Origin of the sequence: Brevibacillus laterosporus, assembly GCF_030489605.1 — a bacterium.
GTDB lineage: Bacteria > Bacillota > Bacilli > Brevibacillales > Brevibacillaceae > Brevibacillus_B > Brevibacillus_B laterosporus_E.
Window position 1 is genome coordinate 254,392 of record NZ_JAUKFY010000005.1, and the last position, 17,346, is coordinate 271,737.

Consider the following 17,346-nt stretch of genomic DNA (forward strand, 5'->3'; position numbering starts at 1 on the left):
GATTTCAAATGATTTTACGTAAACAAACAGTCTGGTTGTTGACAATGCTTGCGGTAATGGTCGTGTTGTCCGGATATTATATGGTTAAAGGTCCAAACGATCAGGTGCCGGCAACCACTGACCATAAAGAAGCACAAAAGGAAAATCAATCGATCACAGGGATAGAAGTAGATACCAAGCAATTAGACCAGCCATTGCCAGATGCAAAACCTGTTGAAAGCAAAGGTGCGGCAGATAAAGCTACAGCACAGTCTTCTGGCAAAGATGCCGAGAAGCCGAATCAAAAAGCCGCCAATAAAACTCCAGAGGCAGCCGCAGCGCCCGATACTACGACATTGCCCCCACCGGAAGCAACCGATGTTTTCCAAGGATATAAGCTGAAACGAGAAGCGATGACCCAATTACAAAAGGATGAGCAAACAGCTATTATGACCAACTCTAATTCAACTCCCCAAGCAATAGCAGAAGCCAATGCACGTTTAGAGGAATTATCCACGCTTGAGCAACAAACACTAGCGTTAGAAGAGCTGATCAAAACAAAGGGCTATAAGGATTGCGTAGTGAATACCCAAAAGGACAGCGTCAGCATTATTGTGCAGAAGGATAAGGTTGATTCGAAGGAAGCAATTAAATTGATTGCTCTTGCCAAACAACATTTAAATGTTCCAGGTAAAAATATTACAGTTAGTTTTCAACCCTAAGGGGGGAAAAAGGATTTCTTTCTCGAATTTAGTTAAGAATGAGAAAGAAATCCTTTCTTGACGTTCGCGTGACAAAAAGTTACCATAAATTTTATGACCAGCTCATAACATGCAATCATAATCGTCATTTTAATCGACAAAAGAGCTGAATTATTGAATGAACAAAGGGGTGCTAGGTAGTGTTTAAACTGCATGAGATCCGTGAAATTATCAAATTGCTGGACCAATCCTCCATTAAAGAATTTGAGCTTGAGGCGGATGGCTCTAAGCTCTCTATTAAAAAAAGCGGCGGAGTAGAAGCATCTCAACCAGTTGTTGTACGCTCTGAGCCTGTTGCTTATACATCAGCTCCAGCCGAGCAACAGACACCAAAAATGGAAGCTGCTGTTGCACCACAACAAGCTCCTGCAGCACCAGCTGTTGCGGCTCCACCAGTAGAAAATGAGGCTAATTTGCATAAAATTGTTTCTCCAATGGTAGGTACATTCTACACATCTCCAGAACCGGGAGCACCAGTCTATGTAAATCCGGGTGATCGAGTTACGCCAAATAAGGTTGTATGTATTGTAGAAGCAATGAAATTATTTAATGAAATCGAAGCAGAAGTGACTGGAGAAATCGTTAAAGTCCTAGTAGAAGATGGACAACTAGTAGAATACGGTCAACCTTTATTCTTGGTAAAGGCACAATAATTGGAGGAGAAACGCGATGTTTCAAAAGATTCTCATTGCCAACCGCGGTGAAATTGCCGTGCGCGTTATCCGTGCATGCCGCGAATTAGGCATCCAAACGGTTGCTGTATATTCTGAGGCAGATCGGGAAGCCCTGCATGTAAAGCTTGCGGATGAGGCTTACTGTATAGGACCTACAGCTTCAAAAGACAGCTATTTAAATATGGCAAGCATCATGAGCGTTGCAACCAAAGTTGGAGTAGATGCGATTCATCCAGGATATGGATTTTTAGCAGAGAATGCTGACTTTGCTGAGATTTGCTCGGCTTGTAACATCACTTTTATCGGGCCAGATCCAGAAGCAATAACTGGCATGGGAGATAAATCCACGGCTAAAGAGACCATGAAGCGTGCAGGGGTTCCTACTGTACCTGGTACGGACGGGCTGATCGAGAGCATTGCCGAAGCTTTGGATACGGCAAACGAGATTGGATATCCCGTTATGGTCAAGGCTACAGCAGGCGGCGGCGGTCGAGGTATGCGAGTGGCTGTAGATGACGAGGATTTAGAGAAAGCAATTCGTCAAGCACAAAATGAAGCAAAAACCGCATTTGGAAATGCTGGCGTTTATTTAGAAAAATTCGTTGAAGGTCCTCGTCACGTAGAGATTCAAATCATGGGCGATAAGCACGGTAATGTGGTTTACCTTGGAGAGCGTGACTGCTCCATTCAACGACGCCACCAAAAATTAGTCGAAGAAGCTCCGTCTCCAGCACTAAGTCAAGAGCTGCGCAAACAGATGGGAGAGGCTGCTGTAGCTGCCGCTCAAGCTGTAAATTACCATGGTGCAGGTACCGTAGAATTCCTATTGGACAAACACGGCCAATTCTACTTCATGGAAATGAATACTCGCATTCAAGTAGAGCATCCAGTAACTGAAATGGTTACGGGGATAGACCTTATTAAAGAACAAATCAGTGTCGCATATGGCAACCATTTGTCCTTTACACAAGAAGATATCGTCTTGGACGGCTGGTCCATTGAGTGCCGTATCAATGCTGAAAATCCGGCAAAAAGCTTTATGCCATCACCGGGTAAAATTGAGGGCTACCTAGCGCCGGGCGGTTTCGGTGTTCGGATTGATAGCGCCGCATACCAAGGTTATACGATTCCGCCTTACTATGATTCCATGATTGCAAAGGTAATCGTTTGGGGAAAAACGCGTGATGAAGCTATTGAGCGCATGAAGCGCGCTTTGCAGGAATTAATGATCGAAGGCGTTCATACGACAATTCCTTTCCACTTAAAATTATTAGAGCATGAAGTTTTTATCAGTGGACAATTTGATACAAAATTTTTAGAGACATACGATCTTCATTTGAATGATCTCTAGGATGTTTGCAAAAAATCACACCCCGCTGTTATAATGAGGTGTAATTGAAAAGGGAGGTGCGAAGCGTGGAATTCATAGATGCAGAAGAGACAAAATCAGAGCTTGGAAAAATCCAGATCGCTCCCGAAGTCTTGGAAGTTATTGCTGGTATGGCATCCGCTGAAGTTGAGGGAGTTGCCCATATGAGCGGTGGATTGGTTGGAGATTTCGTTGAAAAGTTAGGGAAAAAAAACGCAGCCCGAGGAGTTCGTGTAGAAGTAGGCTCCAAAGAAGCAGCAGTTGACGTTTCCATTATCGTAAAATACGGCCATCGAATTCCTGAGGTAGCTCGAAACATTCAAGATAGCGTGCGGAACGCGATTGAAGCGATGACTGGGCTGTCAGTGGTGGAAGTGAATGTACATATCATCGATGTTGAATTAAAATCCGAGGAAAAGGTACAACCAGCAGCAACTCCACCTGCTACACAAACGGAAGAATATCAGCGGGTTCGATAAACCTTATTAGGAGTGCCCCCAGCTTAGGGGGCATTTTTCCTACTGGTCGAGCATGCTGATCGGAGTTCTTTGCTGGTTGATGTTTCCTACAAAGGAGAGGCGCGCATGAATCTTTTTGACCGGTTTATCCTAACAATTTACAGTATTGCGCTTACGGCAGGCTCAATTATTGCGATTGGTGTCATTACTCGTTTAATTCAGCCGTACTATGTAGAAGCGGTGCTTAGTGAATTGTATAATGCGGATATGATTAACATTCCCTATCTAATTGTAGCTGTCATCTTCTTAGTGATTAGCGTTCGGTTTATTTTCAGTGCGTTTCCACAGCGAAGGGCACGAGAAGAAAAAGGGATTTATCAACGCAATGAGAATGGAATGGTAAATATCAGCTTTGCAACAATCAAAGCGATTGCAGAACGCGCAGGGCGAAAGGTTCGTGGTGTTCGCGATCTTACGACCACCATTCGCTCAATGGAAAACGGGAATGCGATCATTTTGAAAATCACTGTAGATGGTGAGTCCCCTATTCCTGAAATGACGCAAACGTTGCAAACCGAAGTAAAACAGCAAGTGGAAAGCATCGCTGGCGTTGACATCGCAGAGGTGACTGTTGTGGTAACGGAAGTCGTCTCAAAGGAAAATAATGTCGCCGTTCGAAACAGAAAGTTGGATTAGAGGGTGAATAGGATGCTTTGGGAGTTATTATGGGAACATAAGGGGAAACTGTTAGGAGTTCTGGCTGGTTTTCTTTTTGGTATCATTTATTTGATAGTAGGCTTCTGGAACACGTTGGTTTTCATCGTGTTTATTGGGACAGGCTACTTTATCGGACAAAAACTGGATCGAAAAGAAGACCTGCGAGAAATTCTCGATCGGATTTTACCTGGCAAATTTAAATAGTAGGTGACTAAGTACATGAAACGCAGAATTGCACGCGAAAAAGCGGTTCAAATCCTTTTTCAAATCGACATGGCTGAGGTTGAGCTACACCATGCTTTACAGATGGTAATGGAAGACAGCTCACAAGATAATAAATACCTTTTATACCTGGTAGAAGGCGCATTAAATAATTTAGATTCCATTGATGAAGCAGTAAAACAATATCTGCGTGGGTGGCAATTGGATCGTATTGCAAATGTAGATCGAGCGATTTTACGCCTTGCCTTTTTTGAATTGATGTTTGAAGAGGGAGTACCTGCCCGCGTAATAGTGAATGAAGCGATTGAGCTAGCGAAGCTGTTTAGCGACGATCAGTCTTATCGTTTTGTGAATGGCGTGCTATCTAATTATCTGCAAAGCAATGAAAGAGTAGAAACTCAAGAATAAATGATAGGTGAAGCGAATGAAAAACGTGATGGTAGGAATTGACACCAGCAATTATCGGACATCGCTTTGCCTTGCTACAGAAGACGGTGAGATTGTCGCAGAAGCCAAAAAACTCTTGCGTGTGAAAGAGGGAGAACGGGGTTTGCAACAATCGGAAGCCGTCTTTCAGCATGTGATGAACCTTCCTGAACTTTGTGATCAACTAAAATTACAAGCGTATCAAGTAAAGGGGATATGTGTGAGTGAAAAACCTCGTCCCAAAGACGGGTCCTACATGCCTGTTTTTAAAGTGGGCGAAGGTCTAGGTAAATCACTTTCTTTATTTTTGCGTGTTCCTCTTTATCTGACAACGCATCAGGAAGGTCACATCGCGGCAGGCGAGTTTACTGCTAATGACCGACCAGCTAATGACCGATTTTTAGCTGTCCATTTATCTGGAGGAACCAGTGAAATCCTTTCATGCCAACGCATTCAAACAGGCTACCGGATAGATATCATTGGGGGAACGATCGATCTGCATGCTGGACAACTAGTAGATCGCATTGGTGTAGCTTTGAAACTGCCTTTCCCTGCAGGCCCTTATTTGGAGGAACTGGCAAAAGAGGTAGATCGCGAAGAGACCTCACTAGAGGAGTTTAGAGTATCCTCTTCTGTAAAAGGACTTACCTTTAGCTTCTCTGGTCCAGAAAATGCTTTATTACGAGCAAACAAAGAGAAAATGGCAACTCCAGCCCAGATTGCACGTGCAACGGAGCAGTGCGTGGCTAACAGTTTAGAAAAAGCCTTGCGCAATGCGATAGAAGCTGGCCACGGTCGAGAAGTCCTGATTGTAGGTGGAGTGGCTGCAAACCAATACATACGTGAACGCTTGATTAAGCGACTCGAACATCCAGCGGTTAAGGGCAAACTCTTTTTCTGTGACCCTGCTTATACAGGTGATAATGCCTATGGTGTCGCTATGTTAGGGTGGATGAAAGCTAAAAGCGAACATTAAAAGTTTTTTTGTTAAAAAAATTCGCCTTTACACCTGTATCCTCTTTCCGCTACACTTACTGTATACAGATGAACGAATATGGAGGAGTGACATACATGACAGCCCAAGTAATCAATGGTAAAGAGTTTGCAAAATCATATCGTGAACGAATCAAACAAGAGGTGGCAGAACTAGTTGATAAAGGGATTCAACCTGGTTTGGCTGTTGTTTTAGTTGGTGATGATCCTGCTTCTCAAACGTATGTGAACGGTAAAATCAAAGCGTGCGAAGAAACGGGGATTTACTCTAAGTCATTTCGTCTTGAAAGTAATGTAACACAGCAGGAAGTAGTCGATTTAGTAAAGGAATTAAATCAAGATCCGAACATTCATGGGATTTTGGTACAATTACCTTTGCCAAAGCATATGAACGAGGAAGCGATTATTGATACGATTTCCCCGGAAAAGGATGTAGATGGCTTTCATCCAATCAGCGTAGGGAACTTAAGTATTGGCAAAGAGACGTTTCTTCCTTGCACGCCGCATGGTGTGATTGAGCTGATTAAAAGTACAGGAATTAGTATAGAGGGTAAGCATGCTGTAGTAGTCGGTCGCAGTAATATTGTAGGGAAACCCGTTTCTTTATTACTGTTACATGAAAATGCTACGGTTACTATGTGTCATTCTCGTACGAAAAACCTGGAGGAACATACTCGTCAGGCAGATATATTGGTGGTTGCAGTAGGAATCGCTCACTTAATCAAGAAAGAGCATGTAAAGGATGGCGCTATTGTCATTGATGTTGGAATGAACCGCCTAGACGGCAAGTTGACTGGAGATGTTTTGTTTGATGAAGTGAAGGAAGTAGCGAGTCATATCACTCCAGTTCCAGGCGGCGTTGGTCCAATGACAATTACAATGCTCATGCAAAACACGGTCATCTCAGCAAGGCGTAAACTGACTGTATAATTGTAGATAGAGGAAGGGATCGTATGAAGCCAGCAGAGGTCATGTCTGTCGCGGAGTTAAACCGCTATGTGAAGCGTATGATGGAGGGAGATCTTAGACTAGCTGATGTTTGGGTTCGCGGAGAGATCTCCAACTTTACGCATCATCACAGCGGTCATATGTACTTCACGTTAAAAGACAAGGATTCACGGCTTAAAATCGTGATGTTTGCTAGCTATAACCGTTTCCTTACATTTATACCGAAGAATGGAACCAAAGCGATTGTGCGTGGTTCCATTTCTGTATTTGAAAGGGACGGCGCATATCAATTGTATGCAAGAGAATTACAACCAGATGGGATAGGGGCTTTGTTCCTTGCTTTTGAACAATTAAAAGAAAAACTGCAGCAGGAAGGTCTGTTTGCTGCTGAAAGAAAGCGGGCTTTACCGAGGTTTCCGAAAACGATTGGGGTAGTAACTTCACCAACGGGAGCAGCAATTCGAGATATTATTACCACAATTAAGCGCAGGTACCCTCAAGCAGAAATTATGCTTGCTCCAGCGATTGTACAAGGTGTCGAGGCTCCTGCTTCAATCATCCGTGCCATTCGACACATCAATCAGTATCAAGTGGATGTTATGATCGTGGGTCGGGGAGGGGGCTCAATTGAAGAGCTTTGGGCATTTAATGACGAGGCCGTTGCCAGAGCTATCGTAGCTTCTCAGGCACCTGTAATCTCAGCAGTTGGCCATGAGACAGATTATACGATTGCAGATTTTGTTGCTGATATTCGAGCGGCTACTCCGACTGCGGCCGCCGAGTTAGCCGTCCCTCATTATTTGGAGTGGCTGGAGAGAATTAAACAGCTAGATCATCGACTGGCTCGTGCACTCCAAACTCAGCTTCAAGAGAAGCGCACCCATTTACAACGCTTGCAGCAATCGTATGGGCTAAAAAATCCGTTGCGCCGAGTAGAAGAGCGACGACAGCGAATTGACGAAGTAACATTGCGCCTTAGTGCTATGGTGAAAATGAAGGTAGCCCGTAAACATGAGCAAATCCGCCATGTGAGAAAACGGCTAAAACAAATTCGATTGGAGCGACAGGTGGCAGAAAGGCGTGGCCAAATCAATCGAATGGAGAGCCAATTAACACAATCTATGAAGCAAAAAACGGAACGATCAAGGCAAGCCTGGCTGTCTTTGGTTCAGCATTTGGATGCCTTGAGTCCGTTAAGGGTTATGCAACGTGGCTTTAGTCTATCTTATAAAGGAGATGCATTAATCAAATCTGTTGAAGGAATTGAAGTGGGCGATCAGCTCATGATACGATATCAAGATGGGAAGATCATGACAACGGTAACAGATATAGAGCGAAAGGAAGAGAACCATGGCTCGTAAAAAAGCAGCTCAGGAAACAGAGCTTTTATTTGAAGAAGCAATGCAACGGCTGGAAGAAGTGGTGCGTCAGCTAGAAGAAGGCGATGTTCCTTTAGAGAGAGCGATTGAGTTGTACCAGGAAGGAATCCAATTATCTCGTCAATGTGCAACAAAGTTAGACTCAATTGAAGCCAAGGTAATTCAGCTTCTAGACCAAGACGGCAGCATATCCGAGCGTCCGTTCCATGTGGAGGAGGACTAGCATGAGTTTCAGTCTGAAGGATTATTTAAATGAAAAAATTGCATTACTGGAAACTGAATTACCAGAAGCACTGTCTGCAGAAGGCGTTCCTGCCAAACTGTACGAATCTATGCATTACTCATTAATGGCTGGTGGGAAGCGGTTACGTCCCATTCTTGTTCTAGCGGTGCTAGAAGCGTTTCAACAACCAGTTGAACGTGGCCTTCCTTATGCGATAGCCTTAGAAATGATTCATACTTACTCCTTGATTCATGATGATCTCCCTGCCATGGATGATGATGATTTACGCAGGGGTAAACCGACTAATCATAAGGTATTTGGGGAAGCCACTGCTATTCTAGCAGGAGATGCCCTACTGACAAGAGCGTTTGGCCTAGTGGCTGGCTCTTATTTACATCATCCCGAGGTTAAAGCTGAAACAACTGTTCAATTGATAGCTGAGCTTGGCCAGCGTGCCGGTGAACGAGGGATGGTAGGTGGCCAAATGGCGGATATTATGGGAGAGGGCAAACAGCTTTCCCTTGAGCAATTAGAGTATATCCACTTACATAAAACAGGCGATCTGCTGGTTGCGGCATTGCGGGGCGGAGGATATCTGGCGGAAGCAACACCAAAGCAATTGCAGGCCCTGACTAATTATGCTGTAAAGATCGGACTAGCCTTCCAGATTAAAGATGACATTTTAAACGTTGAGGGAGATGCGGCATTGCTTGGTAAAGCTGTAGGAAGTGATGCGAGTAAAGAGAAAGCAACATATCCTGCTTTACTTGGACTTGCTGAATCCAAACGACGTCTAGCTTTGCTTGTCAAGGAGGCTCAAGCAGAGCTTGTAGCAGTTAAGATCAATCATCCTGCTCTCTTTGCTCTAGCGGAGTATGTGATGGAGCGTGTTAGCTAGCGATGAAGATTTGCCTAAAGAGAGATATCATTACTCTCTTATGGTTTTTTACATAAGAAAAGGATATAATGCGTGTACGTGTAATTTTTGTGAAGCATTATGTATGATTAGTATGGAACGTTTGCGACTTAGTGAAAGCGAGGGGTTACAGTGTTGCTTGAAAACATGAAGAGCCCAGATGATCTCAAGCATTTGACAATCTCCCAATTACAGCAGTTGTCCGAAGAAATTCGTCGGTTCCTGATAGAAAACCTCTCTAAAACAGGGGGGCATTTAGCTCCTAACCTAGGAGTTGTGGAGCTAACGATCGCACTACACTATTGCTTTAACAGTCCAAAGGATAAAATTTTATGGGATGTTGGTCATCAAGCCTATGTACACAAAATTTTAACAGGACGAAAAGATGACTTTCCGACACTGCGTCAATATAAGGGATTGTGCGGTTTTCCAAAAATGGCGGAGAGTGCTCATGATGTTTGGGAAACAGGGCATAGCAGCACTTCGTTGTCAGGTGCCATGGGCATGGCGAGCGCCCGCGATTTGAAGAAGGAAAATTTCCATGTGATAGGTGTCATTGGAGACGGTGCATTGACGGGCGGTATGGCTTTTGAAGCCTTAAATCACATTGGTCATGAAAAGAAGAATGTAATCGTGGTCTTAAATGATAATGAAATGTCCATCGCACCAAATGTAGGTGCTATGCATAACTATCTGGGCAAATTACGTACAGATCATATTTATAATAGAGCTAAGGATGAGGTGGAGAGCCTGCTTAAGGCGATTCCCGCTGTAGGGGGCAAATTGGCTCAACTGGCTGAAAAGGTCAAGGATAGCATGAAATACATGCTTGTATCCGGCATTTTATTCGAAGAGCTGGGCTTTACGTACATTGGTCCTATTGATGGACATAACCTAGAGCTGGTGATTGATTCACTGCGTACAGCCGCGAATACACGTGGACCGGTCTTGTTGCATGTGATTACCAAAAAAGGAAAAGGGTATCTGCCGGCGGAACAAAATGCAATGAAATGGCACGGAACAGATACCTATAAGATTGAATCTGGTGAAATGATTAAAGCAGTTGCTGCTGCGCCTGCCTACAAGAGTGTATTTGCTGATACGTTGATTAAGCTAACACAGCAAGACGATCGTATTGCAGCAATTACACCGGCTATGCCAGATGGTTCAGGTCTCTTAAAGTATGCATCGGTATATCCAGAGCGAATGTTTGATGTGGGGATTGCTGAACAGCATGCTTGTACATTCGCGGCCGGGCTGGCGACACAAGGAATGAAGCCGTTCCTGGCGATTTATTCCACCTTTTTGCAACGTGCCTATGACCAGTTAATCCATGATGTTGCTCGAATGAAGCTGCCTGTTGTTTTTGCGGTAGACCGTGCTGGTTTGGTAGGAGCTGATGGAGAGACGCACCAAGGTGTTTATGATATTGCTTTTATGCGTGCTATTCCCAATATGGTCATTATGGCTCCAAAAGATGAGAATGAAATGCAGCATATGATGAAAACAGCGGCAGAGTATGACGGCCCTATTTCTTTCCGCTATCCGCGCGGAAACGGTCTAGGTGTCAAAATGGATGAAGAGCTCAAGACCCTTCCAATCGGTAAGATGGAAGTAGTTAGAGAGGGGAAAGGCGTGGCTGTTCTTTCATTTGGGCATATTTATGACGTCGCGGAAAAAGCCATTAATCTGTTGCAAATGGATGGCATCATGCCGATGTTTGTCAATGCACGTTTTTGTAAACCTTTAGACGAAGAATTGCTCCTGCGTCTTGCCAAGGAAAATATGGATATTGTTACGGTGGAAGAGGGCTGTGTGCAAGGTGGCTTTGGCAGTGCAGTCATGGAATTTTATGCTGAGCAAGGCTATCATAATATGGTAGTGGAACCGATGGGGGTTCCCGATTATTTTGTTGAGCACGGCAGTGTTAAGGAGCAACGGCAGGAAATCAGTTTAACAGCCGAAGCGATCGCTGCACGTGTACGCTCCTTGCTACCAGTAAATAAACAGAGGGCTTAATAACGACTATGAAAAAAGAACGATTAGATGTCTTACTTGCAGATCGGGGGCTGTATGAGACCCGTGAAAAAGCAAAACGAGCCGTTATGGCAGGGCTTGTTATTGTTGCGGGTGAAAGATGCGATAAACCAGGTACAAAATTTCCAGAGGATGTTGCTATTCAAGTAAAAGGTGACCTTCATCCTTATGTAAGCCGCGGTGGGCTTAAGCTGGAAAAGGCTATTAAAGAGTTTCAAATTGACTTAACCGATCGGATTATGATGGATATTGGTTCATCCACGGGAGGCTTTACGGACTGTGCTCTGCAAAATGGAGCAAGAAAGGTGTATGCCATTGATGTAGGCTACAATCAATTAGCGTGGAAATTACGTCAGGATGAACGAGTTGTTGTCATGGAACGCACGAACTTCCGCCATATGGACCCGGCTGCTTTTGAACACGAGATGCCAAACATGGCTTCGATTGATGTATCATTTATTTCTTTAAGGCTGATTTTGCCAGTGCTTTACACGTTTTTACAAGAGGGCGGCAATGTACTAGCATTGGTAAAACCGCAATTTGAAGCAGGTAAAGAAAAAGTGGGCAAAAACGGAATCGTCCGGGATGCCAGTGTGCATCGTCAAGTCATAGAAGAGATCGCTGGATTTGCTACTACATTGGGCTTTCAAGTAAATGGTGTCAGTTATTCGCCAATCACGGGAGGAGAGGGAAATATTGAGTTTCTTCTCCATCTTTATAAACCGCGGGCTGATGAGCGTGTAGTAGAACAGGATGAGCCGTGGTGGCTTTCACGTATTGAGGAAGTTGTCGCCGAGGCACATAAGCAATTGAGTTAGATTTAAGCAAATGAATGACGAAACCTCAAATCATTTCTAATGGATTTGAGGTTTTTCTTTATCTCGAGCCGTTACAATCATTTTGACAGACGATTCTTACAGGAAAATTTGATTTGTCCATGTTACATTGTTTATAAAAAAGCTAAGTGTTGTCCCTAAAAAGGAAAATAGGAGAGAAGATTATGGAACTTGCGATAATTATGGTCTTAGTTTGCATTGTATTACTGCTAGTTGAAAAGATTAATAAGCTACAAAATCAATTAAAAAGAATGAATGTCATTCTACAGCAAATTGCTTGTCAGGTTGGAGCCACAGATTGTTCTGAGCATATAAAACCAAATAACAATGCCGTTTTGAATCATCCGATAAATGCGAAGCTAATGAGATTACTTTCTGAAGGCAAACAAATAGAAGCAATCAAAGAAGCAAGACTAGAACTGGGGCTGTCTCTTAAAGAAGCAAAGGAATATGTGGAAAGATTATAATCTGCATAATAAAAAGCAGGTTTTATGCGGTTTTTAGCTTGTTGGATATGAAAAGGAAGCATTACTCCCTCTATCCATTATGCAAAAAAATATGTATAATTGTATAAAGATGAACAAATGTTAGAGCGAATCCTTCGTTTCAAATCAATCAAACGAGTAACCCTCATCTGAGATGATCAGCAAGAATTCATTGGGATCAGATTCGCGTAATATCCCTGCTAGAAGCAGATGATCAAAGATACTGGGGTGACACTGTGAAGTCCATTGGAATTATCGCAAACAAGGGTAAGCCTAAAGCCCGCGTGGTCGCCCGTGAGTTATTGTACTTGTTGGAAGCGCGCGGGGCAAAAGTTTATTTGGAACAAGATTTAGCAGGTGTAATTGGTCGCGAAGATGTGGCTGTACCCCTCTATGATTTTTCAAAATATGTGGAGATTCTTTGCGTGCTTGGAGGAGATGGCACGTTACTCGGTATCGCTCGGCAGCTAGCTGGTCATAATTTACCAGTACTCGGCATTAATCTTGGTACATTAGGCTTTTTGTCAGAGGCAGAGCCAGATAATCTAACCGACGCCGTAGAGAAGCTATTAACCGGGCAATACTATACAGAAGAACGAAGTATGCTTACCACTGAGTTGTACCGACAAGGTGAACGGCTTGCCACTTATACAGCTATGAATGATATTGGGATTACCAAGGGATCATTTTGCAGGATCATTAAGTGTTCCGTTTATTCAAATGGATTTTATGTAGGAACTTTTAGCGGGGACGGGATTATCGTCTCCAGCCCGACCGGCTCTACGGCCTATTCGTTAGCAGCGGGTGGTCCCATTGTAGCTCCAAATGTTGCCATGCTATTGCTTACACCAATCGCCTCTCATTCCCTGACGGCGAGACCTATCGTGCTAGCATCAGATCAGCGCCTTCGAATTGAGGTAGATGCTGTGCATGATGAGATTGGACTTTCGATCGACGGTCAGTTTGGTTCACGTTTAGAGGGCGGAGATGAGATCTTTGTTGAGCAATCCAAGCATGTTACACCGCTGATCAAATGGAGACAGGGCAATTTTTATGAATTAATTCGAACTAAATTACAAGGTGAATGGGAGTAAATGTATGAATAAAGGCCAACGACACATCAAAATCAAAGAGATCATCATGAATAATGATATAGAAACACAGGATGAGCTCGTAGATTACCTGCGCTCAAACGGGTACAGTGTAACACAGGCAACTGTTTCACGTGATATTAAAGAACTGCATTTGATAAAAATTCCAATGAGTGACGGCCGTTACAAATATTCTGTACCAACGGACCAAAAGTTTAATCCATTGCAAAAAATGAAGCGCGTGCTTTTGGATTCATTTGTGAGCATTGATTTTTCCGAAAACCTGATCGTACTAAAAACAATGCCAGGAAATGCCAATTCCGTTGCTGTTCTGATTGACAATTTACATTGGAATGAGATAATGGGTTGTGTTTGCGGTGATGATACGATTTTAATCATTTGTCGAACCAAAGAGAATGCAAAAGAAGTGTCCCAACGCTTCTTAGACATGCTATAAGGAAGGGTATGCATGATCCACGAACTAACCATACGCAATTTTGCGATTATCAAACACACCACTATCTCTTTTGGGCCAGGGCTTAATATCCTGACAGGGGAGACAGGGGCAGGTAAATCCATTATTATCGATGCGCTAGGGCAATTGCTCGGTGATCGCAGTTCAGCAGAGCTTATTCGTTACGGAGAAAAACGGGCAGAGATAGAAGGTCTGTTCGAATGTAAGCCAGGGCATCCTGCTTACGTCGTCTGTGAGAACTTCGGCATTCAGGTTGACCCTGATGGTATCTTGGTTGTACGTCGGGATATTTCTTCTACGGGTAAAAGCATCATTCGCGTTAATGGCCAGCTAATTACTTTAGCAATGTTACGAGAATTAGGCCCGTGGTTGGTAAACGTACACGGTCAGCATGATCATCAGGCGCTTATGCAATCAGATAAGCATATTCGCTGGCTCGATGCTTATGGGGAGTCTCGCTTGGCTGGAACAAAACAAGAATTTAGTCATTTATATCAAAAATATCGCAAAGCCGTGCAGGATTTATCACGAATGGCTAAGAATGAGCGCGAATTAATGCAGCGTATTGACCTGTTAAGCTATCAGTTAAATGAAATTGAAGCGGCAAAATTAATCCCTGGTGAAGATGAGAAGCTCATGCAGCAACGTAAGAAGTGGGCTAATATTGAAAAAATATTTGCTGGTGTACAGGATGCTTATATGTCCCTTTATGGAGATCAGAGGGGACAAGATTGGCTTGGGCACGCTATGGGGGAATTGGAGCGGGTACAACAATATGATGAACAGCTAGTTCCGATCGTAGAAACGATTCAAAGTGCATATTATCAGGTAGAAGATACCGTTCAACAATTGCGTCATATAAAGGATCGGCTGGATTTTGATCCTGCTATCCTAGCTGAAGTAGAAAGCAGGTTAGACCAGTTATCTGGATTAAAACGCAAGTATGGTAAGTCCGTAGACGAGATTCTGGAATATGCAGCAGGTATACAGGATGAACTAGATGAAATCCAGCATTATGATGATCGTTTGCAACAAATGGAGAAAACACTCCGTGAAGCCGAAGCTGATGTAGCTGTTGAGGCACTGGAATTAAGTACGATTCGCCGTGAGTTAGCAATAGAGCTTGCTAACCTGATTGAGCATGAGCTAAAAGAATTGCATATGGAACGAGCACGTTTTGCAATTGAGATTAGGCATATTCCCGACGAGCGAGGCATTGAGGTTGAGGGCAATCGAGTTAGGGTGAGTTCTCGCGGGATTGATGAGATAGAATTTCTGATTGCCCCGAACCCAGGTGAACCACTACGCCCCTTAACCAAGATTGCCTCTGGAGGGGAATTATCCCGTGTCATGCTCGCGATTAAAAGCATACTAGCCACTACCGAGCAGGTGGGCACTCTGATCTTCGATGAAGTAGATACTGGTGTCAGCGGTCGAGCTGCTCAAGCTATTGCGGAAAAATTGGCACGAGTAGCGAGACATCGCCAAGTGCTATGTATTACGCATTTACCACAAGTAGCTTCTATGGCAGATGCCCATTTTTATATTCAAAAGCAGATGGATGAGCAGGAGACCAGCACAACGGTTGTCCTCATGTCTGCTGAAGAGCGCGTAAACGAGCTTGCTCGTATGCTTGGCGGAGCTGAAGTTACAGAGAAAACAAAAGAGCATGCTAAGGAAATGATTCTCCTTGGAGAAGAACGGAAAGCTGTCAATTGAAATTGACAGCTTTTTGGTGTTATAAACAGGTGGCGTGCAGGTAACATTAAATATTAGTAAGTGAGGTGTAGCTGTAGGTGTAGGTAGGGAAGCTAGGAGTGATTGCTGGGTGATACGAAATCACAAAAGAAAATGGATTGGATCTCTGCTCTTACTCTTGACTGCGTTTATTGTTACTTCAACCCCCTTTCATGATGTAACCTCTTTACCCAAAGAACTACGGTTATTTGAAGGTTCCCTTAGCCAATTAAAGCTTTCCGTACCTGTAATGGGAACGTTAGTAAACAGTAACCCCGAAATTTTGCAAGTAAACGGAAAAGAAGCCCGTGAAGTACACGTCGATTTTAGCCAACCATTGCAAGTAGCACCCAAAAAAGTAGGGCAGGCTCGTCTGCAATGGCGAGTTGGCAAGCTTCCCATTAAAGAAGTTAAGGTTAATGTGCTCCCCGATCTGAAAGTCATACCTGGCGGACAATCAATAGGTGTTAAGCTACAGACTGCTGGCGTTCTTGTAGTTGGCCATCATTTGGTTGATACAGGTAAAGAAAAGGTTTCACCTGGTGAAAAATCTGGCATTCATGTTGGAGATATGATTGTCAAAATGAATGATCTGTACATTAATGACATGAGTGAAGTCAAAAAGATTGTGAATGAAGCTGGTGCAAAGAACCAATCTATTCAACTCATGGTTGTACGTGGAAAAGAAAAGATCGTTTTGACACTTAAACCAGCACAAGACAAAAAAGATAATCAGTATCGCATGGGACTTTATATTCGTGATTCCGCAGCAGGTGTGGGCACGTTAACTTTTTATGAGCCAGAATCAAAGGCATACGGAGCTCTTGGTCACGTCATTTCAGATGTAGATACAGGACAGCCTATCGTTGTGGGAGATGGACAAATCGTGCAGGCTAGTGTTACTTCCATTGAGAAAGGGCAGAGTGGTAATCCAGGTGAGAAATTCGCCCGCTTTTACAATGAAAATGAAGTGTTAGGCAACATTTCAAAAAACACCCCGTTTGGCATTTTCGGAAAAATGTATGACAAACCTAAAAGAGCAAAGCGAAATGAACCATTGCCGGTAGCATTAGCTGAGCAGGTAAAAGAAGGTCCAGCAAAAATTTTAACAGTCGTGAATGGACAAGAGGTAGAAGAGTTTGAGATTGAAATTGTCAACGTTGTAAAACAGCATTTTCCTGCAACTAAAGGGATGATCATTAAGGTTAATGACAAGCGATTATTAGAAAAAACAGGTGGAATTGTACAAGGTATGAGCGGCAGCCCTATTATTCAAGAGGGTAAAGTGGTTGGAGCAGTTACGCATGTATTCGTCAATGATCCTACTTCCGGCTATGGTTGCTTTATTGAATGGATGCTTCAGGATGCGGGTTTGACGATAAAACAACAACAATCAATGGGTCTCAAGGCGAGCTAAGAGCTTGCTTGAGACCTTTTTACATTCTTGTTTCTGAAGAACCAAATACGGAAATTAGCAAAAGTTCTACAGCAAATTACACGATATCCCTCCTATAAATATCTGATCATCTGTCCTTTTACTCTTATTTGTCGAATCATCAGAGATATCATTCAATCTTTCGTCATGGGCAGGAGTTAAAAATGACCTGTCGAATAATTTAC

At 43.4% G+C, this 17,346-nt stretch carries 19 protein-coding genes; all 19 read left to right on the plus strand.

Annotation, left to right across the window (positions count from 1 at the left end; genetic code table 11):
• Positions 1-8: 8 nt before the first annotated feature.
• The 19 genes from QZ995_RS08265 to spoIVB all read left to right on the plus strand — a co-directional run bounded on the left by QZ995_RS08265 (position 9) and on the right by spoIVB (position 17,143).
• Positions 9-701 carry a SpoIIIAH-like family protein gene (locus QZ995_RS08265; protein ID WP_301805389.1) on the plus strand — a complete coding sequence of 231 codons (693 nt, stop codon included), beginning with the start codon at positions 9-11 and terminating at the stop codon, positions 699-701.
• Between the two features lie 179 nt (positions 702-880).
• Entirely contained in the window at positions 881-1,393 is a 513-nt protein-coding gene (accB, locus tag QZ995_RS08270; protein WP_301805391.1) for an acetyl-CoA carboxylase biotin carboxyl carrier protein, read from the plus strand.
• A 16-nt stretch (positions 1,394-1,409) separates the two neighbouring features.
• Positions 1,410-2,765: an acetyl-CoA carboxylase biotin carboxylase subunit gene (gene accC, locus QZ995_RS08275; RefSeq protein WP_301805392.1), complete on the plus strand. Its 1,356-nt coding sequence runs from the start codon at positions 1,410-1,412 to the stop codon at positions 2,763-2,765.
• A 65-nt stretch (positions 2,766-2,830) separates the two neighbouring features.
• Positions 2,831-3,262, plus strand: a complete 432-nt coding sequence (locus QZ995_RS08280; protein WP_003337891.1) for an Asp23/Gls24 family envelope stress response protein — start codon at positions 2,831-2,833, stop codon at positions 3,260-3,262.
• A gap of 105 nt (positions 3,263-3,367) precedes the next feature.
• Complete coding sequence (amaP, locus tag QZ995_RS08285) at positions 3,368-3,937, plus strand: alkaline shock response membrane anchor protein AmaP (protein WP_301805394.1); 570 nt, start codon at positions 3,368-3,370, stop codon at positions 3,935-3,937.
• Between the two features lie 12 nt (positions 3,938-3,949).
• Positions 3,950-4,162 carry a DUF2273 domain-containing protein gene (locus tag QZ995_RS08290; RefSeq protein WP_003337889.1) on the plus strand — a complete coding sequence of 71 codons (213 nt, stop codon included), beginning with the start codon at positions 3,950-3,952 and terminating at the stop codon, positions 4,160-4,162.
• Between the two features lie 15 nt (positions 4,163-4,177).
• Complete coding sequence (gene nusB / locus QZ995_RS08295; protein WP_022585090.1) at positions 4,178-4,588, plus strand: transcription antitermination factor NusB; 411 nt, start codon at positions 4,178-4,180, stop codon at positions 4,586-4,588.
• A 16-nt stretch (positions 4,589-4,604) separates the two neighbouring features.
• Positions 4,605-5,582 (plus strand): O-sialoglycoprotein endopeptidase, encoded by a 978-nt coding sequence (locus tag QZ995_RS08300; RefSeq protein WP_301805399.1) that lies wholly within the window; start codon positions 4,605-4,607, stop codon positions 5,580-5,582.
• 95 nt (positions 5,583-5,677) lie between these two features.
• Positions 5,678-6,529, plus strand: a complete 852-nt coding sequence (gene folD, locus QZ995_RS08305) for a bifunctional methylenetetrahydrofolate dehydrogenase/methenyltetrahydrofolate cyclohydrolase FolD (protein ID WP_301805401.1) — start codon at positions 5,678-5,680, stop codon at positions 6,527-6,529.
• Positions 6,530-6,552: 23 nt separating this feature from the next.
• Positions 6,553-7,908 carry an exodeoxyribonuclease VII large subunit gene (gene xseA / locus QZ995_RS08310; RefSeq protein ID WP_301805403.1) on the plus strand — a complete coding sequence of 452 codons (1,356 nt, stop codon included), beginning with the start codon at positions 6,553-6,555 and terminating at the stop codon, positions 7,906-7,908.
• A complete protein-coding gene (gene xseB, locus QZ995_RS08315) occupies positions 7,898-8,149 on the plus strand; it encodes an exodeoxyribonuclease VII small subunit (protein WP_301805407.1) in 252 nt (83 codons plus the stop codon). The genes xseA and xseB overlap by 11 nt, the downstream gene beginning before the upstream one ends.
• 1 nt (position 8,150) lies before the next feature.
• Complete coding sequence (locus QZ995_RS08320; RefSeq protein ID WP_301805409.1) at positions 8,151-9,047, plus strand: polyprenyl synthetase family protein; 897 nt, start codon at positions 8,151-8,153, stop codon at positions 9,045-9,047.
• Between the two features lie 150 nt (positions 9,048-9,197).
• The gene (gene dxs / locus QZ995_RS08325; protein ID WP_301805412.1) at positions 9,198-11,084 is read left to right on the plus strand and encodes a 1-deoxy-D-xylulose-5-phosphate synthase; all 1,887 of its coding nucleotides are present in this window, start codon (positions 9,198-9,200) and stop codon (positions 11,082-11,084) included.
• An 8-nt stretch (positions 11,085-11,092) separates the two neighbouring features.
• Positions 11,093-11,920 carry a TlyA family RNA methyltransferase gene (locus tag QZ995_RS08330; RefSeq protein ID WP_301805414.1) on the plus strand — a complete coding sequence of 276 codons (828 nt, stop codon included), beginning with the start codon at positions 11,093-11,095 and terminating at the stop codon, positions 11,918-11,920.
• A 182-nt stretch (positions 11,921-12,102) separates the two neighbouring features.
• A complete protein-coding gene (locus QZ995_RS08335; protein ID WP_301805416.1) occupies positions 12,103-12,405 on the plus strand; it encodes a hypothetical protein in 303 nt (100 codons plus the stop codon).
• A gap of 254 nt (positions 12,406-12,659) precedes the next feature.
• The gene (locus tag QZ995_RS08340; protein ID WP_301805417.1) at positions 12,660-13,517 is read left to right on the plus strand and encodes an NAD(+)/NADH kinase; all 858 of its coding nucleotides are present in this window, start codon (positions 12,660-12,662) and stop codon (positions 13,515-13,517) included.
• Positions 13,518-13,521: 4 nt separating this feature from the next.
• Positions 13,522-13,971, plus strand: coding sequence for a transcriptional regulator AhrC/ArgR (gene ahrC / locus QZ995_RS08345; protein ID WP_301805420.1), 450 nt, complete (start codon positions 13,522-13,524; stop codon positions 13,969-13,971).
• Positions 13,972-13,983: 12 nt separating this feature from the next.
• Entirely contained in the window at positions 13,984-15,708 is a 1,725-nt protein-coding gene (gene recN / locus QZ995_RS08350) for a DNA repair protein RecN (protein ID WP_301805422.1), read from the plus strand.
• Between the two features lie 109 nt (positions 15,709-15,817).
• Entirely contained in the window at positions 15,818-17,143 is a 1,326-nt protein-coding gene (gene spoIVB, locus QZ995_RS08355; RefSeq protein WP_301805424.1) for a SpoIVB peptidase, read from the plus strand.
• Positions 17,144-17,346: the final 203 nt, after the last annotated feature.